A 12,034-nucleotide genomic window follows, 5' to 3' on the forward strand; every position below is an offset into this window, starting at 1 on the left:
GAGGTAGGGCCGTCAATTTCACGCCCACAACGACCGACGGGAGGAGGCGAGGGGCAGGCGCGCGTCGGGTCAGGCGGGCGGTCCGGCCTCGAACACCGCGGGGATCCGTCCCGTGCGAGCCAGTCGGGAGTACCAGTACGCCGAGTCCTTCCACGTCCGCTCCCCCGTCGGGTAGTCGACGCGCAGGATCCCGAACCGCTTGGAGTACCCGTAGGCCCACTCGAAGTTGTCCATGAGCGACCAGGCGAAGTACCCGCGCACGTCCGCCCCGGCGTCGATCGCGGCGGCGACGGCGGCGACGTGGTCGCGCAGGTAGGCCACCCGCGCGACGTCGTGCACCCGGTCGATCCCGAGCGCGACGTCGTGGACGACCTCGTCGGTGAACGACGCCCCGTTCTCCGTGACCGCCAGCGGCTGGTCGGGGTAGCGATCGTGCAGCGAGCACAGCAGCTCGGTGAGTCCGCCGGGCTCGACGTTCCACCCCATCGCCGTGTGCGGGCCCGGCTGACGCAGGAACTCGACGTCGTCGGCCGCGACCCACGGGGAGACCGCCGTCGTCTTGTGCCCGTCCGCCCGCACCGGCTCGCCCTGCCCGTCGAACCGGCGTACCCGCGTCGAGGAGTAGTAATTGACCCCGAGCACGTCGAGCGGGGCCCGCGTGATCTCCAGATCGCCGTCCTGCACGAACGACCAGTCCGACACGCTCGCGGTGTCCGCCAGCACGTCGGACGGGTAGGAGCCCTCCAGCAGCGGCCCGAGGAAGACCCCGTTGGCCAGACCGTCCACCTGACGCACCGCGTCCGCGTCCGCCACCGAGTCCGAGTCCGCGCGGAAGACGTGCAGGTTGAGCGTGATCGAGCAGGCGGCCCCGGGGATCTCCTCGCGGATCGCCCGGACGGCCAGCCCGTGCGCCAGGTTGAGGTGGTGCACCGCCGCGAGCGCCGCGGCCGGCTCGGTGCGGCCCGGGGCGTGCACGCCGGAGGCGTAGCCGAGGTAGGCCGAGCACCAGGGCTCGTTGAGCGTGGTCCACAGGGCGACACGGTCACCGAGCTCGTGGGCCATGGCGCGGGCGTAGTCGGCGAAGGCGTGGGCCGTCTCCCGCGACGCCCAGCCGCCCGCGTCCTCGAGCTCCTGGGGCAGGTCCCAGTGGTAGAGCGTGACGTAGGGGGTGATGCCGCGCTCGCGCAGCGCGTCGAGCAGGTTACGGTAGAACTCGACGCCCTCGGGGTTCAGGGCCCCGCGACCGCCGGGCTGCACCCGGGGCCAGGAGATCGACAGCCGGTAGGCGCCGACGCCGAGCCGGTCGAGGTGGTCGACGTCCTCGGCCCAGCGGTGGTAGTGGTCGCAGGCGACGTCGCCGGTGTCACCGCCCTGCACGGCACCGGGCACCTGGCACAGGGTGTCCCAGATGGACGGTCCGCGACCGCCCTCGTGGGCGGCGCCCTCGATCTGGTAGGCGGCCGTGGCCGTCCCCCACAGGAAACCCTCGGGGAACTGCCCCGTCGCGCTGATGCTGCTCACTGCTCGATCCTCACCTCTCCGGGGCCGCTGGCCGCGACCCGCCGTTCTCCGACCTGGACGGCCCAGGCCGCGGGCGCGTCGACGCTCGTGACGACGACGGTGCCCGAGTCCGCCTCCCGCCGCACCCGGAAGGTCGCCGGGGCTCCGGAGCCGCCGGGCACCAGGACCTCGGCGTCGTGCCCCGGCGACAGCTCGACGCAGTGCAACGTCACCCCGTGCGCCCACGCGTAGTCGGGCCGGTCGGACCGCTCCCCGACGGGGAGGACGGTACCGGGCCGCACGAGGAGCGGGAGGCTGGTGAACCCGTGGGTCTCGGTGACCCAGCGCGAACCGTCCACGACCGCGCCGTCGACAGGTCCGCCGTCGGCCACCGTCCCGGGGTCGAGGTGCGTCCAGCGCCCCGCGGGCAGGTAGGCATCGACCGTCCCGTCGGCCCGCAGCACGGGCGCCACGAGCAACGCGTCGCCGAGCATGTACTGCGTCTCGACGCCGAACGTCGCGCGGTCGTGGGGGAACTCCAGGACCATCGGCCGCATCATCGGCGTGCCCGCCGCGGCCACCTCCTCGGCAAGACGCCCGAGGTACGGCATGAGCCGCATCTTGAGGTGGGTGAACCGGCGGGCGACGTCGACCGCCTCGTCGTCGAACGCCCACGGCACCCGGTAGGAGCCCGACCCGTGCAACCGCGAGTGGCTGGACAGCAGACCGAACGCGAGCCACCGCTTGAAGACGCCGGCGTCGGGCGTGCCCTCGAAACCCCCGATGTCGTGGCTCCAGTAGCCGAACCCGGACATCGCCAGCGAGAGCCCGCCGCGCAGCGACTCGGCCATGGCGGAGTAGGTGGAGTCGCAGTCGCCGCCCCAGTGCACGGGCATCTGCTGCCCGCCGGCCGTGGCGGCCCGGGCGAAGACGACCGCCTCACCGCTCCCCCGGCGGCGCTCGAGCAGGCCGAACACGGCCTCGTTGTAGAGCTGCGCGTAGTAGTTGTGCATCCGGTGCGGGTCGGAACCGTCGTGCCAGACGACGCCGTCGGTCGGGACGCGCTCGCCGAAGTCCGTCTTGAACGAGTCGACCCCCTGGTCGAGCAAGCGGTCGAGATGGCCGAGGTACCAGGCCGTCGCCTCGGGGTTGGTGAAGTCCACCAGCCCCATGCCGGCCTGCCACAGGTCCCACTGCCAGGTCCCGCCGTCGTCGGTGCGCAGCAGGTAGCCGCGCTCGGCGCCCTCGGCGAACAACGGGGAGCGCTGCGCGATGTACGGGTTGATCCACACGCAGACCTTCAGACCGCGCTCGTGCAGGCGGGTGAGCATGCCCTGCGGGTCGGGGAAGGTGCGCGGGTCCCAGGTGAAGTCGCACCACTGGTACTCGCGCATCCAGAAGCAGTCGAAGTGGAAGACGCTCAGGGGCAGGTCCCGCTCGGCCATGCCGTCGATGAACGACGTCACGGTCTTCTCGTCGTAGTCGGTGGTGAACGACGTCGACAGCCACAGCCCGTAGGACCAGGCCGGTACGCGGGGCGGGCGACCGGTCAGGGCGGTGTAGCGCCGCAGCACGTCCTTCGGCTCCGGACCGGCGATCACGTGATAGGTCAGGGCCTGCCCGGGCACGGAGAGCTGCACGCGCGAGTTCACCTCGGAGGCGACCTCGAGCGAGACCTTCTCCGGGTGGTCGACGAAGACGCCGTAGCCCGCGGACGTCAGGTAGAACGGGACGTTCTTGTACGCCTGCTCGCTGGACGTCCCGCCGTCGGCGTTCCAGACGTCGACCTCCTGGCCGTTCTTGACGAACGGGCCGAACCGCTCCCCCAGCCCGTAGACGTGCTCGCCGGGCGCGAGGGTGAGCTGCTCGTGGACCCAGTGCTCGCCGGCGTCGGAGGCGATGGCCCCCACCGACTTGGTCAGGCTCGACGTGAGCGGGCGGCCGTCCTGCTCGAAGTCCACCCGCCACGGGCCCTGGCGGTGCACCCGCACGGTCAGGCCGCCGGACTGCAGCACACCGGCCGTCTCGTCGACCTTCACCACCGGCCGGTAGCCGGGCTCGGGGTGCAGGGCGAAGTCCGGGCCGCGATGCAGGGAACCGGCGTGGTGCTCCACCCGCACCGTGACGACGCCGGGCGCCGGCGACGAGTACGTCAGCGTCAGCACGGGCCGGTTGAGCGTGTCACCCCGGTGGCGCACCACGGCGGTGGGTGCGTAGACCGTCATCGTGCCCGCGGCCTCGTCGACGCGGACGTCGTCCACCTCGACCGCGTGGAGCGGGTGCAGGCCCGGCCGGGACAACCAGTAGCCGTCGGTGAACTTCATCGGTGGTCCGCTTTCTCGTCGTGGTCCAGGGGCACCGGCCCCTGCGGTGGTCGCAACATCTCGAGCGTCGGGAGCGCCGCCGTCACGGCGACTCGGTGGGGTCCGCGGCGAGCACGACGGCGCCCTCCGCCGGGACCTCGACGACGTCGCGACAGCGAGCGCCGGCGAGGAGGTCCGTCGCCGGAGCGGGCACCGGCACCGTGACGGGGGCGGCCCCGTGGTTGAGGACGAAGAGGAGCTCACCGCGCCGCACCGCCTCGACGTCCGGCAGGTCGGCGAGCCCCGGCAGGACGCCGGCGACCCCGGACGCGTCGAGCGCGGCCCCGACCACCCGCGCGAGGAGCGCCGCCGGCGGCACGGTCCCGAGGTACCAGGCGCTCCCCCCGCCGTCGGGCAGGACGTGCCGCGTCAGCGCCGGTAGACCGGCGAGGTGACCCGTGGCGAACGTCGCGAGCACCTCGGCACCGTCGCTGCGCAGGAGCTCACCGAGGATCGTCGCCCGCGGGGCGTCGTCGTCCCCGGACGTGCTCCGCGCGAACGACGGGCCGACGCGCAGGGGGACCCCGGCGTCGGGGAGCGCGACCCACTCCTCGCCGCTGACGCCGAGCACGTCGCGCAGCAGCACGGGGAACCGACCCGGTCGCACCTGGGCGTTGCCGTCGGCGACCCCGCTGAACGGGCCGACGACCAGCTGGGCGCCGGCCCGCGCCGCCCGCTCGATCTCCTGCGCCGCGACCTCGCTCAGGAGGTACGACTGCGGGACGAGGACGACGTCGTAGCCCGACAGGTCGGATCCCGGCGCGGCGAGGTCCACCGCCACTCCGACGTCCCACAGGGGCCGGTACCAGGCCCGGAGCCGATCGAGCACGCGCAGGCGTGCGGTGGGCCGGGCCTGCTCCTCCGCCGCCCACCACGACTCCCAGTCGAACAGCAGGACGACCCGTGCCGGGACCCGCGTGCCGACGGCGGCCCGCAGGCGGCGCAGGTCCGCACCCAGGTGCCGGACACCCTCGTGCACGCGGGTGTCCGGCCCGGCGTGCGGGAGCATCGCGGAGTGGAACCGTTCGGCGCCGGCACGGGACGCGCGCCACTGGAAGTAGCACACGCCGTCCGCACCGCGGGCGACGGCCTGCAGCGCCTCCAGACGGGAGCGCGCGGGCGACTTCGGCAGGTTGTGGTCGCGCCAGCTTACCGCCCCGACGGCGGCCTCCATCAGCATCCACGGACGTCCGCCGCCGAGCGAGCGCATGAGGTCGCCCGTCAGGGCGGCGTCGGCCGGTGAGCCCGGGTCGCCGGGGTCGGGGTAGGAGTCGTCCGCGACGACGTCCAGGTGCGGCGCCCACGACCAGTAGTCGGCGAGCGGGAAGAATCCCATGAGGTTGGTCGTGACCGGCCGGGTCCCGTCGACGGCGCGCACGAGGTCCCGCTGCTCGCGGTAGAGGTCGAGCAGGAGGTCCGAGGAGTAGCGGCGGAAGTCCAGCGCCTGGGTGGGGTTGACGTGGTAGACCGTCCGCCGCGGCGGGAGGATCTCGTCGAACGACGCGTAGTGCTGCGACCAGACCGCCGTGCCCCAGGCGTGGTTGAGCTCCTCGATCGTGCGGTACCGCCCCTGCAGCCACTGCCGGAACCGCGCCGCGGACTCCTCGCCGTAGCAGACCTGCCCGAGCTCGTTGCCGACGTGCCACATGCGCACCGCGGGATGCCCCGCGTACCGGGACACGAGGTCACGCGTGATCGCCAGCGCGTGGTCGCGGTACACCCTGGAGGCCGGGGAGAAGTGGTTGCGCGACCCGGCCACGAGGCGCACCCCGTCGACGTCGACCGGGAGCGTCTCCGGGTACCGGCGACCGAGCCACGCGGGCGGCGACGCCGTCGGTGTGGCGAGGTCGACCCCGACTCCCTGTGCGGCCAGGACCTCCAGCACCTCGTCGAGCCACGCGAAGTCGCGGACGCCGGGTGCGGGCTCGTAGCGCGCCCAGGAGAAGACCCCGACCGTGACGAGGTTGACCTCGGCCGCGCGCATGAGCCACGCGTCCTCGCGCCACACCTGCGGGTCCCACTGCTCGGGGTTGTAGTCACCGCCGTAGAGGATCCCGAGATCGTCGGTCAGCACGGGGAAGCCGTCCGGGGACCCCGACCCGACATCTCCCGCTGCTCGCCCCGCGCCCTGCACGCTCGGCACCGTCGCCTCCTCCTCGCTCGGCCCGCCGGTGCGGGACCTCCGGCTCCGGAGGCCCCGGCGTCACTGCGGGGCCGGGTGCCGAGGTGTTCACCGCGGACTGTCGAAGCGCTTCGAACACGCTAGCCTGACCGGATGCCGGGTGTCCAGCGTCGCCACCAGCCCCCACGCTCCGCTCCGGCCGACGCGGGCACGCCCTCGCCTCCGGAGCAGACCGAGGCGGGCGGGAGCACCCATGGACCGGCCGGGGCGCACGGCCCGACGGCGGAGGCTCCCGACGACCTGCACCTGCTCCGCTACGCCCGTCCTGCGGCGGTGTGGGTCGAAGCGCTCCCGGTAGGCAACGGGCACCGGGCCGCCATGTGCGCGGGGCGGCCCGGCACCGAGCACCTGTGGCTCAACGACGGCACCGCCTGGTCCGGGACGTCCGGCGGCGACCCGCTCGCCGGCGCCCGTGCCGGCGGGCACGAGCACCTGGCACGGATCCGGCAGAGCCTGTCCGACGGCGACGTCCGCTCCGCCGAACGGCTCCTCGCCGACCTGCAGACACCCTGGGCCCAGGCGTTCCTGCCCCTGGCCGAGGCGGACATCGAGGTCTCGGCCGCACCCGGACCGGCCCCCTCCGGCGGCCCCGGGCTCGACGACCGCGAGGCGAGCGCGCTCCCCGCGGGCGCCACCCGCCGGCTGGACCTGCGGACCGGGGTAGCGACCCACTGCTGGACGACCGCCGGGACCGGGAGCGTCGTCCAGGAGACCTGGGCGGACGCGTACGGCGGGGCCCTGGTGCACACGGTTCGCGCGGGACGGCCCGTGCGCCTGACGGTCCGGCTCGGCGGTCTGCTGCCCGCCACCGACGACCCGCCGGTCGGCCTCGACGGGCCCGACGGGCTCGGGCAGCACGCCACGCTCGTGCATGCGGTCGACCTTCCCGTGGACGTGCCCCCCGACCACGAGCCGGACTCCGGCGGCGTGCGCTACGCCCCCGCCCGTGGTCGGCGCGGCCTCGTGGCCGTCCGCGCCCTCGACGACCCCGACGCCGTCGTCGCCGACGGCGTCCTGCGCACGGGCCGTGCCACCCTCCACGTCCTGAGGATCGCCACGGCGACGACCGACCCGCCCGGTGCCCGCCGGGTCCCGTCCGCCGTCGTCCGGCTCCGTGACCAGCTCGCCACCGACGTCGCCGGACGCGGCCGAACCGACGTGCGCGACGCCCTGCTCACCGCCCACGTCGCCGAGCACCGCCGCCTGTACGACAGGGTGCGCCTGGTGCTGCCCTCCGCCGAGGGCGCCGGCCGCCTCCCGACGGACCGGCGCGTGGCCGCCGCCGCGCGCCGGCCGGACCCGGGCCTCGCCGCGCTGGCGTTCCACCACGGGCGCTACCTGCTCATGTCGTCCTCGCGCCCCGGCGGGCTCCCGGCCACCCTCCAGGGCCTGTGGAACCCGTGGCTGCCGGGCCCCTGGAGCAGTGCCTACACGCTGAACATCAACCTGCAGATGGCCTACTGGCCGGCCGGGACCACCGACCTGGCCGAGTGCCACGCACCGCTGCTGGAGTTCGTGCAGCGGCTCGCCGACGGACCCGGCGCGCAGGTCGCGCGCCGGCTGTACGGCACCCGCGGATGGGTGGCCCACCACAACTCCGACGCCTGGGGTCATGCCGCCCCGGTCGGCGCGGGCCACGGCGACGCGTCGTGGGCCGCCTGGCCGATGGGCGGGATCTGGCTCTGCCACCACCTGGTCGAGCACGCCCGGTTCGACGGCGACCGGGCCGCCGCCGTCGACGCCCTGCGCCACGCCTGGCCGACGCTGCGCGGGGCTGCGGCGTTCGCGCTGGACTGGATCCGGCCGGTCGCTCCCGCCGAGGGTGCGGACCCGGTCGTACGGACGAGCCCGTCCACGTCGCCCGAGAACCGGTTCGTCGCTCCTGACGGGCGGCCCGCCGCGGTCACGACGGACGCGACCATGGACGTCGCCCTGATCCGCTGGCTCTCCGACGCCTGCCGCGAGGTGGCCGCGACGCTCGGCCTCGACCCGCCGTGGGTGGCGGAGCTCGCCAACGCGGCCGCGGCGCTCCCCGACCCGCGGGTCGGACCCGGGGGCCGGCTCCTGGAGTGGGGCGAGGACCTGCCCGAGGCGGAACCGGAGCACCGTCACCTCTCCCATCTCGTCGGCCTGTTCCCGCTGGGGACGCTCGACCCGAGGACGACGCCGGCACTGGCGGCCGCGGCCGAGCGCTCCCTCGAGCGGCGCGGACGGGAGTCCACGGGGTGGTCCCTCGCCTGGCGCCTCGCCCTGTGGGCCCGGCTCGGCCGGGGCGACCGCGCCCACGACCAGCTGCTGCTGGCGCTGCGGCCCGTCGGGTCCGGGGGCGAGCACCGGGGCGGGCTGTACCCGAACCTCTTCAGCGCCCACCCGCCCTTCCAGCTCGACGGCAGCACCGGCCTGACCGCCGGCGTCGCGGAGCTCTTGCTGCAGTCGCACCGCGGGACCGACGGCCACCCGCACCTCGACGTGCTGCCCGCCCTGCCCGCAGCCTGGCCCGACGGCGAGGTCAGCGGCCTGCGCGCCCGCGGCGGCGTGGGCGTGGACGTCTCCTGGCGGGGCGGTCGGGCCGCGCGCGTGGTCCTGCACGGCCCGGCGGACCGTGACGTGGACGTCACCGTGAGCGTCGGCCCCGTGCCGCGCACCGAGCAAAGTTCGCCCGGGCTCCCGGCCGGTTCGCGGCGGGTCCGGGTCCCTGCCGGGGATATCTTGATCCTCGACCACCAGGTTCGACCCGAGGACCGCACCGACCCGCCTCCTCACCGCGGAGGAGCAGCGGACACCGCCCCCGAGGAGCGCAGACCGTGACCACCATCGAGGACGTCGCCAAGGCGGCCGGAGTGTCGGCCTCCACCGTCTCCTACGTCCTGTCCGGCAAGCGCTCGATCTCGACGCCGACCCGCCGACGCGTCGAGCAGGCCATCGCCGACCTGTCCTACCGCCCCCACGCCGGCGCACGCGCCCTCGCGTCCAGCCGGACGAACGTGATCGGCCTCATGGTGCCGCTGCGGGCCGGGGTCGACGTCTCCGTCGTCATGCAGTTCGTCACCGGGGTGGTGACCCAGGCCCGTGCGGCGGACCACGACGTCCTGCTCCTGACGCAGGACGACGTCGGAGGGATCGAGCGGGTCGCGGCCGGGTCGATGGTCGACGCGATCATCGTGATGGACGTCGAGGCCGACGACGAGCGCCTGCCGGTGCTGCGCGGGCTGCGGCAACCGACGGTGCTCATCGGGCTGCCGCGGGATCCCGCCGGGCTGAGCTGCGTGGACCTCGACTTCGAGGCCGCCGGGCGGCTCGGCGCCTCGCGGCTGGCCGCCGAGGGGCACCGGGAGGTCGCCCTGCTGGGGCCTCCGCCGGAGGTCGTGGCACGCCACACGAGCTATGCCGACCGGGTCATCCGCGGGTTCCGTCACTCCTGCGCCGAGCACTCCCTGACCGGGGAGATCGAGGCCTGCGAGACCACACCCGACGGGGCACGGCGTGCCGTGGACACCGTGCTCGACCGCGCGCCGGGGACGACGGGCCTGCTCGTCCACAACGAGCGGGCGCTGCCCCACGTGCTCGGCCGGCTCGCCGAGCGCGGGCAGGCCGTGCCCGACGACGTCTCGGTCGTCGCGCTGTGCCCGACCGCCGTCGCGACGGCACAGGCGGTGCCGCTGACGAGCATCGACATCCCCGGCGAGGTGATCGGAGGGGTGGCCGTCGACATGGTCCTGGCGCGGCTCGACGACGAGAAGCCGGCGGAGTCCCGCCTGCTGGCCCCCGTCCTCACCGTGCGGGGGCACGCCGCCTGACGGTGCGCTGACGCGAGCCTCCGACGGCCCTCCGGTCCCCCGGGAGGCGGTCCCGTCCCGCCCTGCGACGCCCCCCGCGGCGCGGACGCGCCATGGTCACGATCCCACCCGATCGGGGGAACCGGTCCCCGGACACCGTTGCGCGAGCATCGCCCGCAGTGATATCAATTTCGAAGCGCTTCGACGATGCCCGTCCGGCGCCGACCATCACGAGGGAGTGACAGGTGAGTCTCACCCAGGGGACGACGACGTCGACCGAGGCGGCCACCGCCGTCGCGCCCGCCGCGTCGCGCGAGCCGACCGGCGTCCGCCGCCGTGGCCGCCGACCGGGGACCAGCACAGGGTCCTCGAAGACGATGTTCTGGATCATCGCGCCGTTCCTCGTGCTGGTCTTCGCCTTCTCCTACCTCCCGCTCGCCGGGTGGGCCACCGCGTTCTACGACTACCGCCCGGCGCTCGGACTGGCAGGGAGCGAGTTCGTCGGCCTGCAGTGGTTCGAGATGCTGGTGTCCTCGCCCACCCAGCTCCGGCAGATCGGGCAGGTGCTGACCAACACGCTCGCGATGAGCTTCCTCGGCTTCGCCACCTCGCTGCTGCCCGTGTTCTTCGCGATGCTGCTCCACGAGATCCGGGCCCCGTGGTTCAGGAACGCGGTCCAGACGCTCACGACGCTCCCGAACTTCATCTCGTGGGTGCTCGTCTACATGATCGCGTTCTCGCTCTTCTCGACCTCCGGCCTGGTGAACTCCGTCCTGGGCGACTGGGGCCTCATCACCGCACCGATCAAGTTCCTGGACACCGACCAGCACGTCTGGCTGACGATGCTGCTCTGGAGCCTGTGGAAGGGCCTCGGGTGGGGCGCCATCATGTACCTCGCCGCCATCACGTCGATCGACCCGGCGCTGTACGAGTCGGCCCGCATCGACGGCGCCGGCCGCTTCCAGCTGATGCGGTACATCACCTTCCCCCAGCTCATGCCCACCTACGTGGTCCTGCTGGTGCTGTCCATCGCCAACATGCTCAACAACGGCATGGAGCAGTACTTCGTCTTCCAGAACGCCTTCAACAAGGAGTACATCCAGGTGCTGGACCTGTACGTCTACAACATCGGCATCACGGGCAACAGCCTGTCGATGGCCACGGCCATCGGCATGCTCAAGAGCCTGGTCTCGGTGCTGCTGCTCGTCGCGGCCAACGCCGTCGCCAAGCGCGCACGCGGCACCTCGATCATCTGAGGGCGGGACGACATGACGACGACGAAGAGGTCGAAGAAGACGAAGAGCGTCCCGCCGAGCCTGCAGCGGACCCGCGGCGACATCCCGTTCGCGATCGTGAACTACGGCGGGTTCCTGCTCATGGCGCTGCTGTGCGCCTATCCGTTCTACTACCTGATCATCAACTCGGTGAGCGCCAACGACGCCAGCGCGCTCGGGGACGTCCGGTTGTTCCCCCAGGGCCTGCACCTGTCGAACTACCGGCAGATCATGGGACTGGACGGGCTCACGAGCGCGGCGGCCGTCTCCGTGGCCCGCACCGTGATCGGTACGGCGTGCACCGTCCTGGCCTCGGCGTTCCTCGGATTCATGTTCACGCAGGAGCGCATGTGGAAGCGCTCCCTGTGGTACCGGCTCACGATCTTCACGATGTACTTCAGCGCGGGACTCATCCCGATGTACATCACGATGAAGTCCTTGGGGCTGACCAACTCGTTCTGGGTGTACATCATCCCGGTGATCGTCCAGCCCTTCAACATCATCCTCGTCAAGACCTATGTCGAGTCGATGCCCCGGTCGCTCCAGGAAGCCGCGGAGATCGACGGCGCCGGCACGTTCCGGGTCTTCTTCCGGATCATCCTGCCGAACATGACCCCGATCCTCGCCACCGTGGCGATCTTCACGGCGGTGGCGCAGTGGAACTCGTTCCAGGACACGCTGCTCTACATCACCGACCAGAAGCTCTACTCGCTGCAGTACCTGCTCTACACGTACACGAACCAGGCCAGCAGCCTGGCGCAGGCGGCGCAGAACGCCGAGGGGAACCTCGGCTCCATCGTGTCCGCGGCCACGTCGCAGACACCGACGTCGATCCGGATGACGGTCGCGGTGCTCGTCGTGCTGCCCATCATCTTCGTCTACCCGCTGTTCCAACGGTATTTCGTCAAGGGCATCATGCTCGGCGCGGTCAAGGGCTGA

7 protein-coding genes are annotated in these 12,034 nt (G+C 73.0%); 4 read left to right on the forward strand and 3 right to left on the reverse strand.

Features of this window, described 5'->3' with window-relative positions; all coding sequences use genetic code 11:
* Positions 1-69 precede the first annotated feature (69 nt).
* The 3 genes from ACIQLL_RS10480 to ACIQLL_RS10490 form a co-directional block, all read right to left on the reverse strand.
* Entirely contained in the window at positions 70-1,521 is a 1,452-nt protein-coding gene (locus tag ACIQLL_RS10480) for a GH1 family beta-glucosidase (RefSeq protein WP_402466501.1), read from the reverse strand.
* A complete protein-coding gene (yicI, locus tag ACIQLL_RS10485; protein ID WP_402466503.1) occupies positions 1,518-3,824 on the reverse strand; it encodes an alpha-xylosidase in 2,307 nt (768 codons plus the stop codon). Before yicI ends, ACIQLL_RS10480 begins: the two co-directional genes overlap by 4 nt.
* 82 nt (positions 3,825-3,906) lie before the next feature.
* Positions 3,907-6,006 carry a beta-galactosidase gene (locus tag ACIQLL_RS10490; RefSeq protein WP_402466504.1) on the reverse strand — a complete coding sequence of 700 codons (2,100 nt, stop codon included), beginning with the start codon at positions 6,004-6,006 and terminating at the stop codon, positions 3,907-3,909.
* Between the two features lie 132 nt (positions 6,007-6,138).
* Here ACIQLL_RS10490 and ACIQLL_RS10495 point away from each other — a divergent pair, with 132 nt between their 5' ends.
* The 4 genes from ACIQLL_RS10495 to ACIQLL_RS10510 all read left to right on the forward strand — a co-directional run bounded on the left by ACIQLL_RS10495 (position 6,139) and on the right by ACIQLL_RS10510 (position 12,034).
* Positions 6,139-8,853 (forward strand): glycosyl hydrolase family 95 catalytic domain-containing protein, encoded by a 2,715-nt coding sequence (locus ACIQLL_RS10495; protein WP_402466507.1) that lies wholly within the window; start codon positions 6,139-6,141, stop codon positions 8,851-8,853.
* Positions 8,850-9,842: a LacI family DNA-binding transcriptional regulator gene (locus ACIQLL_RS10500; protein ID WP_402466509.1), complete on the forward strand. Its 993-nt coding sequence runs from the start codon at positions 8,850-8,852 to the stop codon at positions 9,840-9,842. Before ACIQLL_RS10495 ends, ACIQLL_RS10500 begins: the two co-directional genes overlap by 4 nt.
* 224 nt (positions 9,843-10,066) lie before the next feature.
* On the forward strand, positions 10,067-11,077 hold the full coding sequence (locus tag ACIQLL_RS10505) for an ABC transporter permease subunit (RefSeq protein WP_402466512.1): 1,011 nt from the start codon (positions 10,067-10,069) through the stop codon (positions 11,075-11,077).
* Between the two features lie 12 nt (positions 11,078-11,089).
* Positions 11,090-12,034 carry a carbohydrate ABC transporter permease gene (locus ACIQLL_RS10510; RefSeq protein ID WP_402466514.1) on the forward strand — a complete coding sequence of 315 codons (945 nt, stop codon included), beginning with the start codon at positions 11,090-11,092 and terminating at the stop codon, positions 12,032-12,034.

The sequence above is a fragment of the Isoptericola aurantiacus genome, assembly GCF_044769875.1.
Classification (GTDB): Bacteria; Actinomycetota; Actinomycetes; order Actinomycetales; family Cellulomonadaceae; genus Isoptericola; species Isoptericola aurantiacus.